Source organism: Roseibium marinum (assembly GCF_002906165.1).
In the GTDB taxonomy this organism is placed as follows: Bacteria; Pseudomonadota; Alphaproteobacteria; order Rhizobiales; family Stappiaceae; genus Roseibium; species Roseibium marinum.
Map to the genome: position 1 here is coordinate 93970 of NZ_PPCN01000008.1, position 22414 is coordinate 116383.

The 22414-nt window shown below is 57.3% G+C and carries 19 protein-coding genes and 1 tRNA gene; 14 read left to right on the forward strand and 6 right to left on the reverse strand.

The window, feature by feature from the left end:
* Positions 1–286 precede the first annotated feature (286 nt).
* On the reverse strand, positions 287–1645 hold the full coding sequence (locus tag CLV41_RS17555; RefSeq protein WP_103223731.1) for a globin-coupled sensor protein: 1359 nt from the start codon (positions 1643–1645) through the stop codon (positions 287–289).
* Between the two features lie 9 nt (positions 1646–1654).
* Complete coding sequence (locus CLV41_RS17560) at positions 1655–4234, reverse strand: EAL domain-containing protein (protein ID WP_103223732.1); 2580 nt, start codon at positions 4232–4234, stop codon at positions 1655–1657.
* A 225-nt stretch (positions 4235–4459) separates the two neighbouring features.
* Between CLV41_RS17560 and CLV41_RS17565 the strand changes: the two genes are divergently transcribed.
* Entirely contained in the window at positions 4460–5164 is a 705-nt protein-coding gene (locus tag CLV41_RS17565) for a Crp/Fnr family transcriptional regulator (RefSeq protein ID WP_103223733.1), read from the forward strand.
* Between the two features lie 226 nt (positions 5165–5390).
* Here the strand turns inward: CLV41_RS17565 and leuD are convergent, their stop codons facing one another.
* Positions 5391–6017, reverse strand: a complete 627-nt coding sequence (leuD, locus tag CLV41_RS17570) for a 3-isopropylmalate dehydratase small subunit (protein ID WP_103223734.1) — start codon at positions 6015–6017, stop codon at positions 5391–5393.
* A gap of 100 nt (positions 6018–6117) precedes the next feature.
* On the opposite strand from leuD, the gene CLV41_RS17575 reads away from it, so the two are divergent.
* From CLV41_RS17575 to CLV41_RS17605, 8 genes are all read left to right on the forward strand, one after another.
* Positions 6118–6648 carry an ABC transporter permease gene (locus CLV41_RS17575; protein ID WP_103223735.1) on the forward strand — a complete coding sequence of 177 codons (531 nt, stop codon included), beginning with the start codon at positions 6118–6120 and terminating at the stop codon, positions 6646–6648.
* A 128-nt stretch (positions 6649–6776) separates the two neighbouring features.
* Positions 6777–7061 carry a hypothetical protein gene (locus tag CLV41_RS17580; RefSeq protein WP_103223736.1) on the forward strand — a complete coding sequence of 95 codons (285 nt, stop codon included), beginning with the start codon at positions 6777–6779 and terminating at the stop codon, positions 7059–7061.
* 903 nt (positions 7062–7964) lie between these two features.
* A complete protein-coding gene (locus CLV41_RS27820) occupies positions 7965–8132 on the forward strand; it encodes a hypothetical protein (protein ID WP_170107240.1) in 168 nt (55 codons plus the stop codon).
* Between the two features lie 94 nt (positions 8133–8226).
* Positions 8227–8517 (forward strand): PqqD family protein, encoded by a 291-nt coding sequence (locus tag CLV41_RS17585; RefSeq protein WP_170107241.1) that lies wholly within the window; start codon positions 8227–8229, stop codon positions 8515–8517.
* Positions 8514–9875, forward strand: coding sequence for a radical SAM/SPASM domain-containing protein (locus CLV41_RS17590; protein ID WP_103223738.1), 1362 nt, complete (start codon positions 8514–8516; stop codon positions 9873–9875). The genes CLV41_RS17585 and CLV41_RS17590 overlap by 4 nt, the downstream gene beginning before the upstream one ends.
* The gene (locus tag CLV41_RS17595; protein ID WP_103223739.1) at positions 9875–10870 is read left to right on the forward strand and encodes a hypothetical protein; all 996 of its coding nucleotides are present in this window, start codon (positions 9875–9877) and stop codon (positions 10868–10870) included. The genes CLV41_RS17590 and CLV41_RS17595 overlap by 1 nt, the downstream gene beginning before the upstream one ends.
* A gap of 10 nt (positions 10871–10880) precedes the next feature.
* On the forward strand, positions 10881–12287 hold the full coding sequence (locus CLV41_RS17600; protein ID WP_103223740.1) for a B12-binding domain-containing radical SAM protein: 1407 nt from the start codon (positions 10881–10883) through the stop codon (positions 12285–12287).
* Positions 12277–14418, forward strand: a complete 2142-nt coding sequence (locus CLV41_RS17605; protein WP_170107242.1) for a class I tRNA ligase family protein — start codon at positions 12277–12279, stop codon at positions 14416–14418. Before CLV41_RS17600 ends, CLV41_RS17605 begins: the two co-directional genes overlap by 11 nt.
* 92 nt (positions 14419–14510) lie before the next feature.
* Here the strand turns inward: CLV41_RS17605 and CLV41_RS17610 are convergent.
* Positions 14511–14587 (reverse strand) — tRNA-Ile (locus tag CLV41_RS17610).
* 338 nt (positions 14588–14925) lie between these two features.
* Here CLV41_RS17610 and CLV41_RS17615 point away from each other — a divergent pair.
* The 3 genes from CLV41_RS17615 (at position 14926) to CLV41_RS17625 (ending at position 18719) form a co-directional block, all read left to right on the forward strand.
* Positions 14926–15996, forward strand: a complete 1071-nt coding sequence (locus tag CLV41_RS17615; protein ID WP_103223907.1) for an AI-2E family transporter — start codon at positions 14926–14928, stop codon at positions 15994–15996.
* Between the two features lie 110 nt (positions 15997–16106).
* Positions 16107–16880, forward strand: coding sequence for an SIMPL domain-containing protein (locus CLV41_RS17620; protein ID WP_103223742.1), 774 nt, complete (start codon positions 16107–16109; stop codon positions 16878–16880).
* Positions 16881–17240: 360 nt separating this feature from the next.
* The gene (locus CLV41_RS17625; RefSeq protein WP_103223743.1) at positions 17241–18719 is read left to right on the forward strand and encodes a methyl-accepting chemotaxis protein; all 1479 of its coding nucleotides are present in this window, start codon (positions 17241–17243) and stop codon (positions 18717–18719) included.
* Between the two features lie 88 nt (positions 18720–18807).
* Here CLV41_RS17625 and CLV41_RS17630 read toward each other — a convergent pair whose 3' ends face one another.
* Positions 18808–19419 carry a GNAT family N-acetyltransferase gene (locus tag CLV41_RS17630; protein WP_103223744.1) on the reverse strand — a complete coding sequence of 204 codons (612 nt, stop codon included), beginning with the start codon at positions 19417–19419 and terminating at the stop codon, positions 18808–18810.
* Between the two features lie 348 nt (positions 19420–19767).
* Here CLV41_RS17630 and CLV41_RS17635 point away from each other — a divergent pair, with 348 nt between their 5' ends.
* Entirely contained in the window at positions 19768–20268 is a 501-nt protein-coding gene (locus CLV41_RS17635) for a cytochrome b (protein WP_103223745.1), read from the forward strand.
* Positions 20269–20316: 48 nt separating this feature from the next.
* On the opposite strand, the gene CLV41_RS17640 is transcribed toward CLV41_RS17635, so the two are convergent.
* Positions 20317–21414 carry an NAD(P)/FAD-dependent oxidoreductase gene (locus CLV41_RS17640; RefSeq protein ID WP_103223746.1) on the reverse strand — a complete coding sequence of 366 codons (1098 nt, stop codon included), beginning with the start codon at positions 21412–21414 and terminating at the stop codon, positions 20317–20319.
* A 194-nt stretch (positions 21415–21608) separates the two neighbouring features.
* On the opposite strand from CLV41_RS17640, the gene CLV41_RS17645 reads away from it, so the two are divergent.
* Positions 21609–22295: a dimethylsulfonioproprionate lyase family protein gene (locus CLV41_RS17645; RefSeq protein ID WP_103223908.1), complete on the forward strand. Its 687-nt coding sequence runs from the start codon at positions 21609–21611 to the stop codon at positions 22293–22295.
* Positions 22296–22414: the final 119 nt, after the last annotated feature.

Below are 22414 nucleotides of genomic sequence, written 5' to 3' on the forward strand. Positions count from 1 at the left end.
TGGCCGGCTTGGAGGGAACGCCCACCACCACCGAAAGCCTTGAAAACCGGGCATCCGTAGTGAGAGGTCAAGTACCCCAAAAGAACGGAGATAACTTAAAGACAGAGACAGAGACAGAGACAGAGACAGAGACAGAGACAGAGACAGAGACAGAGACAGAGACAGAGACAGAGACAGAGACAGAGACAGGCAGCTCAAATGGCTTCTTGAAAAGAACAAGAAGTCGTTTGCCTAAATTTCGCCGTCCAACACAATTTCATCTATTGTTGGCATTCCGTTTTGTTCACTAAACTACTCGGATCAAATTGATGAATTCTCCCAGCTCGCTCTTGATCGCATCCGCTTGCTCAGCCAATTGGCTTGCTGACGCAAGCACCAGGGTCGATGTCTTTCCGGTCTCTTCTGTTGCCTGTTTGACGCCGAATATGTTGCTGGAAACATCCTGCGTACCCACGGCAGCTTCGGCAACATTACGAGCGATTTCCTGTGTCGCTACGTCCTGCTCCTCGACGGAAGAAGCAATGGCCGTCGAGATTTGATTCATTTTTCCGATCGTCTCGCTGATCCGTTGGATCGCACCGACCGCATCATCGGTGACATTCTGAATAGCCGATATCTGAGCTGAAATATCCGACGTCGCATTCGCGGTTTGAGTTGCCAGCTGTTTCACCTCAGAGGCTACAACCGCAAAGCCTTTACCAGCCTCACCGGCTCTAGCCGCTTCAATGGTCGCGTTGAGCGCCAGGAGGTTGGTCTGTTCGGCGATGTCACTGATCAGCTTGACCACTTCACCAACCGTTTGCGCTGCAGAAGACAGCGACTGAACCTTGGTGTTCATCTGCTCGGCTTCGTCAACAGCACCTAGGCTGATTTGGGTAGAGTCAGAAACCTGCCGGGCAATCTCCTGTACTGAGATAGCAAGCTGTTCCGCGGCTGTAGCTACAGTTTGCACGTTGGTGGTGGTTTCTTCCGATGCCGCAGACACAGCCATCGACTGAGCAGAGGCCTCTTCTGCGACCGCCGACAGGGTTTGTGAAGCCGATTGCATATCTGTTGCCGATACGGCAAACGAGTCGACGATGCCAACGACCCGCTGATCAAATTCAGAAGCAAGCCGTGCCAGGGTCTCGTCGCGATCACGACGGCCTGCTTCGAGATAAACTGAAATTGCGATATCCATATCCAGCATGGCGGCGCGAGTAATCGCCGTTTGAAGACGCGCGGCCCGATCTCGATTTCGAGAGGAAGGCATGGTGCCGAAACCGCATCTGAGAATATTCCTGAGAATATGTTCGTTCAGTGCCGTCACGAGAAAACCGTAACCGCCGATATACCAGCTTGGATCCAACCCAATTCGGTTGTGTACTTCGCCGATTGTGCGAACAGAATTCTCGTAGTCTTCATCGAATTTTGCCGCTGTAATGAGTGACCAATGGTGGACCTGAGCGGCTTTTGCCTTGTCCATGTGGGCATCGTCGCTAAAAAACTTCCGTGTTTGCGGAAACTTTCGAACGTGATCGTAGAAGTCGTCAAGCGCGCGGGAAAGAACATCCAGCACGAGTTTACTCTCCGAACGAAGGCTTTCCACCGTGATTTCATCGAGTCTATGAAATGTCAGGCGGTCCTGAAGTGTAATTTTTGTCATAATAACCCTCTATATTGTGCATGTAATCGGTGACACACTGCTGTAGGGCGATGCAGGCTCCGCTGGCAGGCCAGTTACTGAGCACGAAACATTCTTGCGTAGAAAGCGCTCCGCTTTTTGAGGAGCCAAGGGCACGCTCAGTAAATATCCCTGGCCGATATCGCACCCCAGGTTTCTAAGGAAGTTCAATTGATCTCGTGTCTCGACACCTTCTGCGACAACTGACTTTCCAAGGCTTTGGGCAAGATTGAGAATGGTGCGTACAATCACTTCATCGCCGGCATTGATACCGATCCCACACACGAAAGAGCGGTCCAGTTTAAGCCGGTCGACCGGTATTCGTTTAAGGTGCGATAGGGACGCATGGCCCGTACCGAAATCGTCAAGCGCGATTTGAATACCTATTTCGTGAATTGCCTGAAGTGACTGCCCGATCCGCCTGCTCGACCGATCGAGCAATACATTCTCGGTGATTTCAATTTCCAATGCTTCCGGTGGCAGCCCGTATCGGCGCAGCAATGTTTCGATAGTTTCTGGAAAATTATCGAGTTTAAGTTGAGAAGCAGCAACATTAACCGCGACAATACCAGGAGTCAGGCTCAACTTCTTGAGACGACTGGCCTCCGCTAGAGTACGTTCGAGAACATACTGACCGAGCGGGATAATCAACCCCGTTTCCTCGGCGACTGGTATGAACTGACCAGGCGGCATCTCGCCTTCGCGATGGCGCCAGCGGGCTAGCGCCTCAAACCCCGCATGCGCACCGTCAGCGATTTTGAACTGCGGTTGCAGCGCAATGTCGATCTCGCCATTCTCAAGTGCAAGGCGCAATGCATCCGCGACTGCCTCCCTGCGCTCGAGACCCTCGCGCAACTTCTCACTAAAAAAGCAATAGCGTCCACGATTGTGCGCTTTCGCCTGATAGAGTGCTATATCGGAGAACTTCAACAATTCGGCCGGATCGACGCTATCGTGCGGGAAAGTACAGATGCCCATGGTCGCGCTTGGCCGGATGGATCTCCCGGCGAGTTCGATCGGCGCGGCAATCTTCTTGATGAGTTTCTGCATCAGGCGGTCGATCTGGTCGACACGCTTGACATTCGGTAGAATAATCGCGAATTCGTCGCCACCCAGCCGCACCACGGTATCGGATACGCGGACTGTTTCATTGATGCGTCGGGCGATCTGCACAAGCAGCTCATCCCCGCAATCATGCCCCAATGTATCATTTACATCTTTAAAATTGTCGAGGTCGGCAACCACCAACGCACCCTGAGCACCAGAATTTACGCTTCGTTCCACAGGCCCTGTCAGGCGATCCAACAGTATCGAACGGTTGAAAAGACCGGTAAGCGGATCACGCTCGGCCTGGCTCTTGATCAGGCTTTCGGCTTCCTTGAGTGCTGTGATGTCAGTTCTGACCCCAACGATACAACCCGACTGCGAACGCTGTTCTCGAACCTGTAACCAACGACCATTGGAAAGCTGCTGAATTGATACATTGCCGGGGGCGCGATGTTCACGCAATCGCCGGGCGATCCACATCTCCCGGCCTTCCGGACTATCGTTTGGAAGTACGAATTGGCCACTTGAAACGCTGTGGCGCAAGATGCTTTCAAAATCAGCACCCACCTGAATTACAGCGGCTGAATCGGTATAGAAGTCGCGATAGGCCGAGTTGAAAATCAAAAGCCTGTCGTTTTGATCAAAGGCACCGACTGCGTCGGGGATACTTTCGATAACATCCAGGAGAAGCGCTTCCGCCTCACGCCGACGAGTAACTTCTGCGTGCAGGGCGGCTTCGGCAATCTTTTTTTCGGTAATATCATAGCGAATTGAAAGGTAGTTGGTTATCTGCCCGGCGGGATTTCGAAGCGGTGCAACTGTGGTGTCGACCCAGTATTCACTTGCGTCCTTGGCCCGATTGCAGATTTCCCCATGCCTGGGATCGCCACCGGAAATGGTTCTCCACATGTCGGCAAAAAAGGCTTTTGGGTGATGACCTGAATTCAGAAGACTGTGCTTCTGCCCTATCAATTCGGCTGCGCTGTACCCGCTAATCTCGCAAAATTTCTGATTGGCATAGGTGATACGCCCCGTACGATCCGTTACTCCGACAATTGCGTGCCGCTCTAAGGCCGCTTTATAAGCACTTAATTCTGCTTGTGTCTTTTCCACCCAGTCTTTGGCTGCCACAAGGCTCTTGCACTGAGCCCACTCCTTGGTCACATCGACCAGACTTGCAAGCTGCCACGAGGCCTCTCCGTTGTCCGCAATCATCGGCTGGGAATCGATTTTTAATGCCTTGACCTTTCCCCCGACAAGCAATTCCACCACATGCCCCGCTGTACCCTGCGAGCTCTCTAAAATCAGTTTTAAAACATCTGCAATTTCATCCAGGGGCGGGTGCCCGTCGGCGTTCGATAGCGTCTGATTGACACCACAACCGAGCAATTGACCCAATGAAAGCTCCAACTGCCTCAGAGCTTCAGGATTGGCATCAACAACTGTACCGTGCTGATCGAACACGATCAGGCCAACGGGTGCATTGGAGAAAATTGCACCGGCGAAGGAGGATGTGTTTGGCATCACTGTTCCTCATTTCATAAGCTCGGCGCCTCATGCCAGGCCAGTTTCATGGACAAGCCTGAAAGTTATTTGAAACTGCGCCGCATAGAGCCACCTGTACTTAATTAGTTAAGTATATTTCTTATAAGTACGGTAACGTACATATAATTGGTTAACTGTGGATTAACAAAATTTAACAATATCCGTGCTCTATATTAATTGACCCGGGCAATACTATAAGCCGGTATGACTGACCGTTTAGAACGACTTACTAAGAACCGTATTGTTTGCGCTACCCGACCAGAGGCGCAAGCCTTCCTTGCAAGCCGTATGGATACACGGCCTCTGGAAGCGGGAAGTGTGCTTTACGAAAAGTCCCAAAATTTCACCCACGCTATTTTTCCGCACACGGGCATCATTTCCCTGATGGCCGAGATGAGCGACGGTCGCAGCGTCGAAAAGGCGTCTATCGGAAATGAGGGCTTTCTTGGCTTCACCTATCTAATGGGCGGAACCGATTCGATCAGCAGGACCATCGTACAAGTTCCCGGTATTGCCTCATGGCTCACAATGTCGGATTTGGACGAAGCCATGCAACGCTTTGTATGTGTTCGCGAGGTAATGCTCCGGTACTCGAAAGCCTTGATTATTCAACTTATGGAAAGCGTGGCTTGTAACACCCTGCATACCGCAGAGCAGCGTGTCAGTCGGTGGCTCCTTCATGCGGATGACCGCCTGGGCGGAGCAGACTTTCAGCTTACGCAAAAGGCAATGTCCGAAGTTCTCGGAGTGCGCCGGGCAACAATTAGCCAGGTTTGTTCGGATCTCCTCGAGTTCGAAGCAATAATCTATTCTCGAGGCATCATATCTATTTTAAACAGGGATATTCTGAGGAACCATGCTTGCAGTTGTTATGACAGAGTTACCGAAGCAAGCATTTCTACAGATTAACGGAACATACTTACATACTAAAATCTGACGTTAAGGGACAGAAATTCGGTACTGGCCGCGATTATCTGCTACCGCAGCTTTCGGTTTTTATTACCAGCCATTCACTCTCGCTGGTGTCCGCCATGCATCCAGTATTCCACCAGCAAGAATTAAGCCGGCAGCGATTTCTCCAGGTATCCGGATGTTCATGAGATCAGGAAGCGCAGTTCCAATCCGAGAAACGGAATTATCTGGCAGGCGGGCGCTTCCACAAAAAGCATAGATCCGTTTTTTGCGCCTCTTCAAACTGTTGAATCTCCGGAGCAAAGGCGAGAGTTTGTTCTATGTGGTCCGCTCCATCCATCAGGAGCTGTTTTCTTGCAGGATTAATTTCGAAAAAAACACTTATCTCGTCACTCGTCAAAATCGTTTGTTTTCCAAGATCGATTGTCAGGTTGGTACGATCCACCTGCAATACTTTTTGAATGAGCGCATCGACTTCTTTTTCAGGGAGCGTTATCGCAAGCAATCCGTTTTTCTCGCATTTCCCGAAAAAGATCCCCGCGAAGCTGCGTGCAATAATAGCACGGATACCGATCTGCATCAGGTCCCAGACCGCATATTCCCGGCTGGACCCGCATCCGAAATTCGAAGCGCAGACGGGGAAACGTGCAATGTCATACGAAGCCTGATTGAGAACGAAGCCTGTTCGCTTTCCGCCCGTTGCATCAAACCGGAGATCGTGGAAAGCACCGCCTGCCAATCCTTCGCGGTCGATGCGCTTGAGAATTTGCTTCGGCATTATCCCATCGGTATCGACATTCGGCTGGGGCAGCGGGGCCGCTACGTCCGTTTCGACAAGAAACGGTTTCATTGATCGCATTCCTCCATCAGCCCGCGTACATCAATGAGGTAGCCTGCCACTGCAGCGGCTCGGAACCGACCAGATCGGCCGTGATTACCTGTCCCGGCTGATGTCGGGAGGGCGCGTCGCCCTGCTGGTCGCACTGACCGGCGTCAGCGTCTCCATTCTCGCCGGCACCCTGCTCGGACTGGTCGCCGGCTATGTCGGAGGCTGGCTCGACGACGCGATCATGCGCCTGACGGATGCACTGATGGCGATCCCGGAACTCCTCCTGATCGCAATTCTCGTGCTCACCTTCGGCAAGGAGATCCTTTCCCTGTCGCTGATCGTCGGGATTGTCTGCACGCTTGGCGTGGTGCGCGTGGTGCGCGCCAAGACAATCGCCATTGCCGCGCTCGATTTCGTGCGCGCGGCGGAACTTCGCGGTGAACGACCCGGTTTCATCCTGCTGAGCGAAATTGCTCCCAACCTGCTCGGGCTTCTCGCCGTCGAATTCGCCATCCGCTGCTCTTCCGCAATTCTGAAAATTTCGGCCCTGTCCTTCCTCGAACTCGGCATCAGTCAGCCGACGCCCAAATGGCCCCGGTTCCGGCACCGCAATCCCTTTCCGCCTGAGGCCGGATTTCTCCCGCACAAGTAAAACGGCCCCGAGAGGCGTTTCAACAAAGCCCCACCGGTTGAACTCAGAAATTGAGTTGAATTTCCTTGCAACCGGAATATAGTAAAAATGTCGCAATACCCGCTTTGATGGCGCGGAGAATTCCTTTTGTGTTCGCCGCGCTCGACATGACCACAGCCAACATGAAAGGGGGTGAACAAGAGCGTATGGACAACAACGAGTTGACTCAAACGGAGTTGCTGAAACGGCTTGGCGAGAGGGTTGCTCTGCTGGCCAGGATGCAAAGCGAGGCAGCGAGGCTGCTCTCTGAGAGGGCAGCGGGCTTCTTCGGTCTTCAAGAAAGGCTGGCGAAGGAATTTAATCGCGCGTCCGATTTGACCCAAAAGCTCGCCGAAAGGCTGGATGCCAGGCTTAAGGCCAGGATGGCAAACTAGCATTCCGCGAGCGCTGAGCCCGATCATTCCCCAGCATCAGTCGCCTCTCGATTGTCCGTCCCCAGCAAGATCCCCGGCAACAATCCGGCTTTTCCCCAGACCGGATTGTCAGGACATCGCACGACAGGGCTTGAACGCGAAAGAAACGGCACGGCACACCCTGAGATTACAGCCGCCGCACGTTTCCGAACCCTTGGCGGAACATGACACAGCCGAACCGCCAAGGGCAGAGAACCGATAGAATATTCTCTATCTTTACTTTATACATAAAGTAAAGATAGACATCTATTGCAAAAATTGTTTCACAAAGCGTGTTAAAAATAATCTTATTATAAATTTATTATTGAACAATAATCAAAAAATGCTACCATCTTAAAAATATCCAAAAATACACAGATAAAATAATATAGATTGTAATAAATTCAAAAATAACGGCCTTTCCGTACACTGAAAATTTGATTGCAGTGATCGGACACTTGTTTGCGCCCGTAGCTCAATGGCAAAAGGAAGGAATGGAGACCGTTTTGCTTCTAGACACCTCTAAATTGAGCATGTTGCTTGCAGGCTTTGCTATGTCAGCTGGGGAGCGCGAGTAAGGTTTGCGTCATGCCCGTTCTCTCGACTCCTTCGATTGAAGATGCATCTGGTAGGGAGTTTGGACATGACGTTTAGCGGCAAAAACGGCTTGATTTCATCCCAAGAGCACCGGACTCCTAACCCGGAGGTTGCGGGTTCGAATCCCGTCGGGCGTACCAGAACGCGAAAGACTTTCGCACGAGCGGCAAACGCCGCGCAGCAGGCTTCAGAGTGGGTTTGCGACATCAACGCCAAATCCGGTCCGCGATTGTGAGTGATTTGCGGGGGGAAGCTTGGCACCATTCTGAGGGAAAGTAGGAGAAACCAATGGAGTCCTCAATTCAAGACACAGCGGTGACAAAAAACGAAGTGGCCGAGCGTGACGGCGACACGCCTGCCTACGAGCCGCCGAAAGTGAAATCGCTGGCCCAGGGCGATTTATTGAGCGCCGTGAAAAAAGGGTCGAAGTTCCCCGCACGCGGCTTCTCTGGCTGACCTGCCGGAGAAGAACACCGGAGGCCCGGTTCCCCCGGGCCTCCATCTCCCTGTATCGCTGCTCGATGGAATTCAGAAAATGGAGGTCGGTATCATGTCAGGCGAACAAGGTACCTGGTATCCATGCCGCAGTCAGGTTACGGAATGGCGCAATGTGGGACAGGACACCTTGGTCTTGCACCTCACACTGAAGCAATACCACATTCTCAATCATGTCGCCGGCCGGATCTGGAGCCTTTGTGACGGAACAAGGTCCAGCCGCGATATAGCAGAGGAACTGGCCCGAAACTTCAGCACTGACGCCGACGCCGTTCTAAGCGACGTCACGGACACGCTGAAGGGTTTCGGCACGATGGGCATTCTAGACGCGGGGAGCTCATCATGACCGGCCACGGTTATGTCACCCCGCCCCTGGCATGGCTCGAACACGGCGGCGACACGCTCGCCCTCAGCCGCGTCAACCGGAGATGGGCAGTCCTGAATCCGGCCGCGGCGGCGATTATCCAGTCTTGCGGCCGGCCTGGTGCAACCGCGCAAGCCATCCATTCGCGCTTCGAGGCACGTTTCGGCCCGGTTCCGGGTGACCGCTTCGTGGCCTGGCTGGATGATCTGGAGGCGACCGGATTGCTGGTTCGCAACGGCCAGGTTTCAAAAACCGCTCAAGAACCGTCACCGGCATCGTACAGTGTCGTGCATGCCTATATCGAGATGCTGGCGCGCTGCAACCTGCGCTGCGTTCATTGCTTCATGGGCGGTGCGCCGGAGCGGACTGAAATTCTGACCGTTCGGGAAATCAAGTCGATCATCGATGACCTGCAGGCGGCAGGCGGCCGCTTCGTCACCCTTTCCGGCGGCGAACCCGTTCTTCATCCCGATTTTCCAGAGATCGCCCGTTACGTCACCGATCAGGGGCTTTCGGGAACCGTGATCAGCAACGGCACCACCCTCCGGCCCGCCCTGCTGAAGCTCATAGACACGCTTGGCTTTAATCTTGCCATAAGCCTTGACGGCGTGTCGGACGCGGTAAACAAAAAAATCCGGGGCACAACGGCGCGGCGGATCATTCGGGTCATCGATCAGGCACTCGAGACGCTCGGCCCGGACCGGTTCACGCTGTCCTTCACACCGGTCAAATCCAATCTGAATGAGATTGAACCGCTGTTGGAATTTGTCGAGGCACGCGGCATTCGCAGGGTGAACATTTCCGTCTATGAGGAAGTCGGACGGGCAAGCGCGCATGCAAGCGAGTTGAGTTTATCGGAGGAAGACCGGGTCCAGTTGATGGAGGTCCTGTTCAGGCGCGCGATCGATCTCATCGGCAAGACCGAGATCGACCTGAACGACACCCGAAACATCCTCAGCCAATTCATTCCCGATCTGTGCGACGACAGCGTTCACCCCTTGTGGCGCAGCGTGCGGATCACATCGTCAGGAGAGGTTTTTCCGGGTTCGTTCGGTGCCGTTGAGCATTTTCGGCTTGGCAATATCCGGGAGACACCCTTTTCAGATCTGCTGAAGAGCAAGAGACTGAGCGAACTTCGCGCAATGCTGGGAAGACGTGTCGAAAGGACACCCGAATGCAAGAATTGCGAATGGCGTCAGATTTGCCGGGGGGGCAGTGTGGCGGCCGCCTTTTGCGCGACCGGTGAGATCAATGCGCCCGATCCGCATTGCCGCGGATATCGGGCGGTCTTTCCCAAGGTGGCCGTTGCGCTTGCCAACCGGGCACCGGGGCCGGTGTAATGCGCGGCGTCGTCCAGATCAAGGATCCCGGTCGACTTGCCGCTGACCTCTTCCGGCGGCTTCCGGAAAGGCTCGATCTGGACATCTACGGGACAAGGATCGTTGTCAAGGCAACCTCAAGCCGGGCACTGCGGCGCCTTCGTCTCGTCTACGGTGCATTCCTCGCCAGGGATCAAGGACCGGCGGACGCCCGTCTGGCACTCGTCGAACTGGACCATGCGCCGCATGGCTGGCTTGCAGAAGCTCTGCGGCCGGACGACCCCCTCCGGATCGGCGGCGGCCATTTCCTCGTCGCGGACTGGCTCCCGTTCGCACTGTCGTTGCGCGACGAAACCCTATTGCATTACTACGCCTCCAAATTCCTCAGATTGCATCTGGTCGCCTGCCATCAGCCTGATCACCTGACGCTCCACGCCGCCTCGCTGGACGTGGGCGGCGGACACGGCATCCTGCTTGTGGGAGAGGCCGCCAGCGGCAAGACAACCCTGACGCTGCAATTGCTGGACAGGGGTATGTCCTTCTGCTCCGATGACACCACGGTGATCCGCCGCCGGGACCGCAAATGCGTGCCGTTCCCGCTGGCGTTCATCCTGCGGGGAGGCCCGGACGGCGAAGCCCCGGACATACCCGGAGTAAGAGAGCGAAAACCGGATCTGGAGCTGCTCGACGAGCCTCGGTGGCTGGTTCAGCGCAACGGGGACGCCGGCAAGGCCTTCACTCCGGTTGCCATCTTCTTTCTGCATTCCAGAGCTGACCGGCAGCCCGGGTGTCCTGTTCCCATGAACTCGGCGGAAGCCGCCATGGAACTGCTGCGCAACAAGGTGGTCCCCATGGGCCTCGTGCATGAGGACGTGGCTGTCATGACCGCCGACTTCCATCTGGTCTGCGATCTCGCCAACAGCGCACAATGTCTTTCCGTCAATTCGACCGATCTTGCCCGCACACGCGACAGTTTGCTGTCGCATATTTCAGGTTTTGCCGCGGTACCGGCCTGAGGAGATAAGCATGGCTCATATTACCCTCGTCAACGCCGTGCTCCCCAGCGCCGTGAATGTGCCTCCCCAGGGTCTTCTCTACCTGACGGCGGCACTTGAAGCCGCGGGCTTCGAGGTGGAAATCCGTGACTATCAGCTCTGCGGCGACCCCGAGCCGTGGACCCCGGAAACCCTCGCGCATTTCGTCCGGGGCTCGGCTCCGATCATCGGATTCAGCTGTATGAGCTATATTCTGCCGCTGATCTGCCGGGCCAGCGCACTGATCAAAAGCGAACGGCCGGACGTCCGGATCGTTCTGGGCGGCATCGGCCCCGCCGGCGCGGGCGCAACCCTGCTTGACTACTGCCCCGACATTGACGCCACCGTTATCGGCGAGGGTGAACGCACGATCGTGGACCTGGTCCAGCGATGGTCCGATGCTCCAAGGGACACTTCCGCCTTAAAGGACGTCAACGGTCTGCATGTCCGTCTTGGCCGCCAGGTGGTCACCACGCCCGCGCGCGAGCGCATCCGGTCCATGACGGATCTGGATCCACCGGCGTATCACCGGGTCGATTTCTCCCGCTACCGGCTGGTCGACAGCCAGTTTGGGCGCGGCTGCCCCTTTGAATGCACATTCTGTGACATCGCTCCCTATTGGAACCGGCGCAACGTGCACAGGCCCATGGAACATTATCTGGACGAGCTCGAATGGCTGGTGAAGGAGATGGGCGCGAAGGACATCTTCATTATCGACGACACTTTCGTCCTGTCGCGCAAAATGATCATGGGCTTTTGCCATGGGATCATCAGCCGGGGCATGAAGTTCGAGTGGGGATGTTATGCGCGCGTCGACCTCATAGACGCTGAACTTATGGAGACGATGGCCGCCGCCGGCTGCCGGAAAGTCTTTTTCGGTATCGAAACAGGATCTGACCGGGTGCTGGAAACCATCGTCAAGTCAACCACCGTGGATCAGTGCAGCCGAATGGTGAAAATGGCGCTCGATCATGTGCCGTTCGTCACGGCATCGTTTGTCTGGGGGTTTCCGGACGAGACGTATGAGGAGCTGAAAGACACGGCCTTTTTCCTCCTCTATATGGCGGCGCTGGGCGCCTCGCCCCAGTTGAACCTGGCCTTGCCCTATGCGCTCAGCCCTCTTTACCGAAACTATCGCGATCGCATCAGGTTCGATCCGGACCGATCGTCCCAGCTTCAGTTTTACGAGGGCGACAAGACATGGCTCTGTGAGATGATCGCCGCAAGGCCGGACCTGTTCTCTGTCTTCTATCATTTCCCCACACCCGAGCTGCAAAGGAAATGGGATTACCTGGAGAAGATAGGCCTCTCGCCACACGAGCTGCAACGCGCCTATGACCATCCTCTTTCCGAACCGGCGACGGTGCCCGCAACACCGGAGGCGAGCCTTGCCATGTGAGGAACCGCCCGTCGCCGATCCATTCGCTGATTTCGCCGGGCTGGAAGCCAAGTGGCAGAAGCGCTGGCAACTCAGCGGCTGTTTCAAGGCACGGCAAGGAGACAAGAAAGACAAGTTCTACAATTTCGACGGCGGTCCTTTCCCCAATGGCGCATTGCACATGGGACATGTGCGCACATTCGTGCTGGGCGATGTCATGGCGCGTTATCAGCGCATGCGCGGAAAAAATGTCCTGTACTGTTTCGAATTCGACGCGTTCGGGCTGCCCAACGAACTGGCGGCCGAAAAGCAGGGTGCCGCCCCCCGTGACTTGACCGCGGCGAACATCGAACGCATGCGCGGTCAGATGGTGGCACTGGGCCTGAGCTACGATTGGGACCATGTCCATAGCACTTGCGATCCGCGCTACTACAAGTGGACACAGTGGCTGTTTCTCAAACTCCGGGAAGCCGGCCTGGTTTACCGCGCCGAGGCCGATCTCAACTGGTGCAAAAGCTGCCGGACGACACTGGCGCATATCCAGGTTGAAGACGGAAATTGCTGGCGATGCGAAACGCCCGTGGAAACACGGTCTCTGACGCAGTGGTATGTGAAGCTGTCCAGATACTCCCGGCAACTGCACGACAGCCTGGGGGGCGTCTCCGGGTTCGGACCGCAGGTCAGAAATACGCTTGCGGGTTTCATGGGAGCGGTCGAAGGATATGAAATCGACCTGCCGGTCGTCGACGAGCCTGATACGGTGATAACCGCTTTTGTGGCCGCCGACCGGGTGCGGCATCCGGCCTCTTACGTCGCCATCGCGCCGGGGCATCCGGCGGCCGGCGGAAACACCGCGCCCGGTTCTACTGAAGACCGGTTGAAGCGGCCCCACAGCCGCGCGTCGCCACATGAGGATCATCGCACCCACGGCCATGATACCGGACGCCGCGTTCTTGACCCGCGGACCGGGCGGACACTTCCGGTCTACGCGGCCAAGTATGTCGAAGCCGGGTTCGCCCACGGCGCAACGCTCGGTTTTCCGGATATGGATCAGCGCGACCGGATGTTCGCCCGCACCCGAGGTATAATCGAAAGCGGCGAAACCTGCCCGGTCGAAACCGGAATGACACGGCCCGCGACCCATTTTCGCGTTCGCGACTGGCTGGTTTCTCGCCAGCGCGCCTGGGGAACGCCAATCCCGATCGTTCACTGCGAACACTGCGGAACCGTCCCCGTGCCCGACGCTGAACTTCCCGTCCTGCTGCCCGACATTCCCGCTGGCGGCCTGCGGAACGGTCTCGCCGATCTGCGGGACTTCATTTGCGTCCCGTGCCCGCGATGCGGCAATGAAGCCCGCCGCGAAACAGATACGCTCGACTGCTATTTCGATGTCATCTGGTGCTTTTTGGCCTGCACGGGCCTCCTGGACGAGAATTTCGAGTTCCAAGCCGGGTCGTTCACCCAATGGATGCAGGTCGACTGGTTCCACAACGGACTGGATTCGTTTTTTTACATGCATCTTTACCGGTTTCTCGGCCATGCGCTTTACGACATGGGTCTTCTTCAGGACCCGGAGCCCTTCGCCAATTATGCCGGGCACAATGTGGTTACGTTGAACGGCCGCAAGATGAGCAAGCATCACGGCAATGTCATAAGCCCGGAAAAAGTGCTCAGGTCCGCCGGTGCGGACGTCTTGCGGGTTCACGTCCTGTGGTCCGCCAATCCGAACAAGGGGTTCGAATGGTCCGATGACGGCCTTGATCGCGCCCGGGCCCTGCTGAAAACAGTATGGTCGCTGAACGAGACAGCGGTCAGAATCGGTGCACAGGCAAATGAGCCCGTTGCCGGGCAGGAGCAAACGCGCGCGTCCGGGGCGGTCCGCGCGAAGATCCGCCGCGCCGTGCGCCGGTCAACCGGTTTTCTGGAAAAATACCAGTACAGCGGTGTTCTTAACGAAATCCACGGCTTGACCCGCATCTTGAAAGCTGCCCTTGCAGAGCGGCATCCGGCCACGGACGAGGCATTCAAGGACGGCTGCGATAGCCTCATACGGTTGATCGCGCCCTTTGCCCCCCATCTGGCCGAAGAAGCCTGGAGCCGGCACGGCCGAACCACGCTGCTCGCCGCGACCACGGCCTGGCCACAAGCCTGAATCCCGCCGGCTAGCATGTCGCAAAAGCCAAGGCCGCAAGACACGGCCAAACTTAAATGCCCGCCGCTCCAACGCTTTGATTCTAAAGGAAATGGTGGGCCCGGAGGGACTCGAACCCCCAACCAATCCGTTATGAGCGGACGGCTCTAACCAGTTGAGCTACAGGCCCCTGGATCAACCCGCTTCATATGCTGCCATATGAAAACGCAAGGGCCGATCGATCTTCAGGTGCCGGAGCGCCTTGTCTGCATTCATGCGAAGACAGGATGCTCCGGAACGCTGCGCCGCCGGAAGCGGCGGTTTGCGCGTCAGGTTTCCCTATACCACGGCAGTTTTCCCGAGCAAGAGCTTTGCGGCCTGAGAGGAAAAAAGTCCGGGAAAGTGACATGCGTGCCCCCGGGCGGACGCGCGCGCCTGTGCCTGCGGCCAGAAACCGGTTCCGTTCGCCGGCACTTTCCGTTCTAAATGGCACTGAAAGCAATGCCTGAATCACCTGCCGGAGCCTTCATGCGATCACCGCTTCTTTCCGTTACCTTGAGTGTCCTGCTCGTATGCATGATCGGCTGGCTGCTGGTCGTCGGCCGCTCCCTGCTGCTGCCTTTCGTCATCGCCCTCATCGTCTGGTACATGATCAACGCGCTGTCGCACGTGTTCGGGCGCATCGCCATCGGCCGCTGGCGCCTGCCCGGCTTCATCGCCTTTCCGCTGGCCCTTTTGAGCATATTCGCGATCGGCACCTTCGTGCTCGATATCGTCACCGTCAATCTCACCCAGCTCGCCCAGGACGCTCCCACCTATCAGCGCCGGCTTGAGGATCTCTTCAATCAGGCCTCCAACCACTTCAAGCTCAACGATCCGATAGAACTCAAGGACCTGTTCCCGGATTCCCTCGTCCCGCGCATGGTGACGGCCGGCGCCGGTCTGGTGACCGCTCTTGCGGGTTCCGCCAGCCTCGTCTTCATCTATGTGCTGTTCCTGCTTTTCGAGCAGTCCACATTCGACAGCAAGTTCGAAAAACTGTTCCCGAACTCGGACCGGGCCCGGTCGGCCTTCGCGATGCGGGCCGAAATCAACCGCTCGATCATGCATTATTTCTCCATCAAGACGACGGTCTCCATCGCGACCGGCCTCCTGACCAGCCTCGTGCTGATCGTCATCGGCCTGCCCTACGCCGCCCTGTTCGGCTTCATTGCCTTTCTGCTCAACTACATCCCGACCATCGGCTCGCTCATCGGGGTGATTTTCCCGAGCCTGCTGGCAATCGTCTATTACGACACGCTCGGCCCCTTTATCGCCATTGCGACCGGGCTCGGCCTCATCCAGTTCTCGATCGGCAACTTTGTCGAGCCTCGGCTGATGGGTTCCAACCTCAATCTGTCTGGCCTGGTGATCATGCTGTCGCTGGCCTTCTGGGGCGCTATCTGGGGCGTGGTCGGCATGGTCCTGTGCGTGCCGCTCACCGTCATGATCGTCATCGTCTGCGCCCGCTTCGAAGCGTCCCGGCCGATTGCCGTGCTCCTGTCTCAGACGGGAGATATCGGTCTGAAGAGCGCCCCGCCGCCATCGACCGCGGAGTGATCCGGCGCACCTTGCAAACATGAACGCAGGCTGAACTGGCAAGCCTTGACCCTGCCGCAAAGCAGGACAATGTTTCCGCCCGATATGGCTTTCTGGAAAAGGAAATTATCATGACCGTTTCGCGCTCACGCCTGCCGCGGCGCAGCCTGTCTTTTGCTCGCCGGGTCGCGCTCGCCGCCAGTCTTGCCACTGGTCTTGCCGCCGCGCTTGCCGTCCATACCCCGGCCATTGCCCAGGAAACGGCCTCAGCCGCGGGCAGCATCACCATGGAAGGCCAGGGAACCGTCTCCGTGGCGCCGGACATGGCCGTCATCAGCACCAATGTGATCACCGGCGCAGACACCGCGGCCGAGGCTCTTTCGCAGAACTCGGCGGCCATTGCCAAGGTCATAGCGGCGATCAAGGGCGATGGCATCGAGGCCAAGGATATCCAGACGCGCGGTTTCTCCATCCAGCCGCGCTATGAGCGGTTCGACACACCTTCCGACCGTCAGCCGAAGATCGTCGGCTATGAGGTCCGTAACGGCGTCGAGGTCAATGTGCGCGAACTGCCCAGGCTCGGTAGCCTCCTGACCCTCGTCGTGGAGAACGGCGCCAACTCGGTGGACAATATCCGCTTCGAAGTCAGTGACCCGCAGGACAAACTCGATGAAGCCCGCAAAAAAGCCGTCGAAGCCGCACGCCACAAGGCGGAGATCTTCGCCGCTGCCGCCGGTGTCGAACTCGGGCAGATCGCTTCAATTGCCGAAACCGGCATCCAGATGCCACAGCCGCTGGTGATGCGCGCGGAAAGCATGCTGATGTCGAAGGCCGGGCCGGTGCCGGTCGAGGCCGGCGAGGAAACCATCGGCGCCAATGTCACCATTCGCTGGTTGCTGAAATAAACGCAGGCGGATGCGGCACCGCCCGCATCCGCTCCACCGGACCAGGCGGAATCCTTGAACCGGATCATGTCGAAAGCTCGCGCTTCACATAACGAAACAACCATTCAGTTATTACGGACCAGTCAAATATTAGCTGGGCACTTCCAGCTCAAATTGTGAATCCCGTCGCTTTCATTGGTAATTTTTTACAATAATACCTTCGACTTGCTTACACCAGTGGGAATTATTTCAACTTCTAGTATCTTAACGAGATATGCACTTTTAATTACGTAACTGCACTTATGTTCTCATGAGATTTTTATTTACTTTTTTGGTTTTATTTATCTGTAGAGAAATTTTTGCGGCGACCGGAGAGAACGCATGCCGATTTTTAAGACCAACTCCTGGAAAGCGATTGTTGAAGCCTTCAGCCGTTCGCAGGCAATGATCGAGTTCACACCGGACGGGACGATTCTGACCGCGAACGAAAACTTCCTGAATGCCCTCGGCTATACCCTGAAGGAAGTCCAGGGTCAGCATCACCGGATGTTCGTCGACCCCGGTCTCGCCAACAGCCCGGACTACAAGAATTTCTGGAGCGCTCTTGGGCGCGGCGAATTCAAGGCCGCGGAATATCTGCGCTTCGGCAAGGGAGGCCGGGAGGTCTGGATCCAGGCGTCTTACAATCCTGTTCTGAACGCCGGCGGAAAGGTCGTCAAAGTCGTCAAGATCGCCTCCGACATCACGGAACAAAAGAAACGCAACGCGGATTTCGAAGGTCAGGTGAACGCAATCAACCGCTCCCAGGCGGTTATCCATTTCGAGCTGGACGGCACCATTCTGGACGCCAATGAAAATTTCCTCGCCACTATCGGCTATTCGCTGGACGAAATCAGGGGCCAGAATCACAGCATGTTTGTGGAACCCGGGTATCGGGCCAGCAGCGAGTACCGCCAGTTCTGGGAAAATCTTGCGGCAGGCAAATTCCAGGCGGATGAATTCAAGCGCATTGGAAAGAACGGCAAGGAAATCTGGATCCAGGCAACCTACAACCCGATCCTTGACGCCTCCGGCCGGCCGTTCAAGGTGGTGAAGTTCGCGAGCGACATCACCGATCGGGTGCTAGAAAGCCGCCGACGCAAGGGCATTCGGGAAGGCATAGATCAGGACCTGTCGGAAATCTCCCAGTCGATTTCCGCCGCCGCAGAGCAGGCTACCAACTCCGCGTCCGCCTCCGAGCAGACCTCCTCGAGCGTACAGACCGTCGCCGCGGCGGCCGAAGAGCTGGTCGCCTCCATTTCGGAAATCAGTCGCCAGGTTCAAACGGCGATGGAAGTGTCCCGCAACGCGATCGGCGAGGCGGAGCGTTCCAGCGAAATCATGTCCGGCCTCTCGGAAGATGCCAGAACCATCGGTTCCGTGATCGAACTGATCGACGGCATTGCCGACCAGACAAATCTTCTGGCTCTCAACGCGACCATAGAGGCGGCAAGGGCAGGAGAGGCGGGAAAAGGCTTCGCGGTCGTCGCATCGGAAGTCAAGAGCCTCGCCTCCCAGACCAGCAAGGCAACCGAAGAGATCTCCGCGCAGGTCAATTCGGTTCAGGAAACGACCGAACATGCCGTCGAGGCCATTCAGTCCATCCTGTCGGTCATCACGAATATCGGTGAAATTGCGACCAGCATCTCCACGGCGGTCGAACAGCAGTCCGCGGTCACCACCGAAATTTCCTCCAACATGCAGTCCGCCGCCCAGGGCGTGGACCTGATCACGACGAATATGCAGACGATCTCCACGGCAACCGCCCAGATCGACGCTGCGACCCGCAATGTCAGGGAAGCTTCTCAGTCGCTGATGTAATACATAGGGTCATTGCGGCGGCCACGTCGCGTTCATCTGTCGGCGGCTCTCTGAAAAACCGGCGTGAAGAACCATTCCGCCTTCATGGTCACCCCCGTGCAGGCGGATCGCTTTGCAGGGACCGGGTCCAGACCTGCATCGGCTTTTCCGTTTCCAGCCTGTCGCCGATATCGATCCAGGGAAACCGGACGATCACACCATCCAGTTTCCCGTAGCCGCGCTTGCGCCAGAACGCGTCTAACGGCCGGTATTGCGCCGGCTTCATGGGGTGATCACCCGGGCGGATGACGGCACAGAATACGGCCTGGGTGAAACCGAGGCGTTTGGCGTGCGCCTCGCGTTCGTCAAAGAACCGGTGGCCGATCCCCATACCGCGATAGACGGGATCGAGCACGGATTCAGCCAGGTAAAAAATATTCGCGGGCGCATAGCCGCGTGCTTCCAGCGGCGTCCGGAAAGCCGCCAGCTCGCCGCCGAGCGGTTCGCCCGTCGCGGCCCCGACCAGCTTCCCCCCGTCATAGGCGCCGACGATCACGGCGTTTTCGCTGCGCGCATAGCGCTCGAGATAACCGGCCTCGTAGTCGAGCGAGCCTTCATAAAGATAGGGCCAGTCCCGGAAGACGGATATCCTCAGGCGGGCGAGATCATCCAGTGTCTCCTTAAGGTCATCGCCCGTCAGGCTTCTGATCTCGACCGCCATTGCCAATCCTTTTTATTGTCAGAGAAGATCTGCTTCATCTGCTCATCATCCGCTGAACATTCATGGCGAAATTGCAGTTTTGGCAGAAAAACTCCTGAAGTGGGGATCACCGGGTTGCTCCTGGAATACGGATGAAGAAGGCCGGGCAAAGACTTGAAGCCGTAAAGTCAAATTTCGCTTCCTGACAAATTGCATGAACCATCGCCGCGCCCGGAAGACCCGGTGCGCTACCGGATACGTGCTGTTACTGAGTGACACAGTTTCGCGTTAACACCTGCCGGAAGAATATGGCAGAACGAACTGGCGTTCAAACTGGACCTGTCCCAACCCAAGGAGGCCGAGCCCGCCATGTCAAAGACACAGCCAGCTGCCTACAGTCCTGTTCATATTCTTATTCACTGGGCGATTGCCGCTCTTATTCTCTTCCAGCTCGTTTTCGGCGAAAGCATGAAGGACCTCGAACGCGCCCTGCGCGGTGACGGCACACCGGACGCCGTGACGGCCTTCATGGGCAATGCGCATATCTGGGTCGGCATCGCCGTGCTGGTGCTTACCGTTCTTCGCCTGGTTGTCCGGGCCAGATTTGGCGTTCCCGCGCCCGTTCCCGCTTCCAGGCTTCAGGAACTCGCCGCAAGGGCGGTTCACGGCCTGCTTTATCTGCTGATGATCGTTGTGCCGCTCACCGGTCTGGCCGCCTGGTTTGGCGGCATCCGCGAGGCCGGAGAAATCCACGAACTAGGCAAGCCGCTCTTCATCATCCTGATCGCGCTGCATGTGGCGGGTGCGCTTTATCACCATTTCGCCCTGAAGGACCGCAGCCTGATGAGAATGATCTCAAGCCGCGCCTGAAGGAGCCTGACATGATAAAACCTCCCGCGTTCAGCTGAACGCGGGAGGTCAGTCCCGCGCTTCCAGCCAGAGCCGCGCGCTGTCCATATCCTTCGCGATCAACCCTTCCGCCAGTTTCTGGCCGACCACGGCGCCGAACTTGTAGCCATGACCGGAACAGGCCGAGACGATGGTTGTCCTGTCCCCGGTTTTGACGAAGAAATGCTCGTCAGCCGTGAAGGTATAGGCGCAGGTCACCACGTCGTCGACGCGGTACTCCCCGATCCGCGCGAAGGGCGGCGAGAAGTAATCGCGCAGGATCTCGCCCTCACCCGGCTTCGCCACCCGGTCCTGATCCGGCAAGGCCTTGTATTTGTGAATGCCCGCGCCGAATTTCAGACCCGTTCCGGGCACCGGCGGCAGCACATAGCCGTCAATCGGTCCACCCGGATCCAGAATGCATGGACTGCGCTCCCAGGCCTCCCTCAGATCCTCAGGCGGCGTCAGATAAACGACGGCCGTCCGATAGGTGGCCAGGTTTGCCGAAAGATCCGGAAACAGGCCCAGCATCCAGGCGCCTGCCGTGACGATGACATGGTCGCCGCTCAGGACGGACCCGTCGGCAAGGGTGACGGAGCCTGCCGCGGCATCGACAGCCGTCACCTTGCAGTTCTCCCGGATTGTCGCGCCGTTTGCGCTCAGCCAGTCCCGCAGACCGCGGGCTATCTTCTGGCACAGCAACACGCCGCCTTCCTCGCTGACCGCGCCGTAGCGGATGGTCGCCGGATCGACAAACGGGTAGCGCGCGGCGGTCTCTTCGGGCGACAGCGCCTCGAACGGGTAGCCGCCTTCGATGAGGCCGTCCCGGTAGATGTCCGCGCCATCGCCTTCCTGTTGGCAAAGCAGCATGAAGCCGGTTTCCACCAGATGCTTTTCTCCAAGGTCCGACCACATTTCGTCCCAGGCGTCATAGGCCGCGCCGATGCGGCGCTGATATCCGCCCTGACCTCCATAGGCCCGGCGGATGATGCGGTGCTGATCGCCGGAAGCCGACAAGGGATTGGGGATCGGCCCCTGCTCCAGAAGCGTGACGGGCACGCCCCGCTTCGTCAGGGCCCAGGCCGTGGAAAGTCCGGAAATTCCGGCTCCGGCAACAAGTACTGTCATGCGAAAACCATCCTGCGATGCGATCCGGCGGATCGGGAAACGGGGCCGAGATTCATGATTTCATGGACAAGACCGGACCCTGTAACCTCTACATGCCGGTTATGCATTTGCCGACGCCGGAAAAAAAGGTGCCCCGGAGCTTCAGGCGGATTATTTCAGGGGAAAATCTCTCAGGTCCGGGAGGACGGAACGTGATGGAACCAGACAACGAGACGGAAGAAACCCTGGCGCAGCGGCGCTTGTCGGATTATCCGGACTGGGGCTACCTGTTGCGGGAATTTTACGAGGCCTACCGGTTTCTTTCCTCCGGCGGCAGCGAGAAGATCCGCGCGCATCAACGCACCGTCCGCGAGGCCATCAGCAGGGTCAGCAAATCCAATTCGGAAATCCGCTTTGACGCACCGGCGCAAAAGCCGGTCACGGCGCATCTGAAGCGTGCCCTGGACGAAGGGCGGCAGGAGCGCACCGCGCCTCTCATCCGCGCGGTGGAAAGCATTCAGGGTCATCTGATCTGGCAATACGGGTACGAGAAGGTGCCGCGCGGCCTCGACAGGACCTATGCCTATGCCGAAATCTGCGGCCCCAACGGCCCTGTCCTGACGACGGAGGTGATCCTCGGGCTGGTTCTGTTCGCGCCGGGCTGCACCTATCCGGCCCATTCCCACAGCGAGATTTCGGAAAGCTATATCTGCCTTTCCGGCGCGGTCTCGGAAAATCATCAGGGCGTTTACGCCCCCGGATCGATGATCTTCAACCCGCCGGAACACACACACCGCATTACCGTTTCCAAACTCGAACCGGCCCTTCTGGCCTATGCCTGGACCGGCCCGAAGGAGCGGCTCGCCAACCAGAAAATGGTTTTCAGCCGCAAACGGGGGTGAACACATGGTCCCCGATCTCCGCGTCGCTCCGTCCGGAAAGACCCGAGAGCGGCCCGAAAGCAGAACGGGAACGACTGAAACACTACGCTGTCCCGGCCCTGAGCCGGAACTTCATCGCT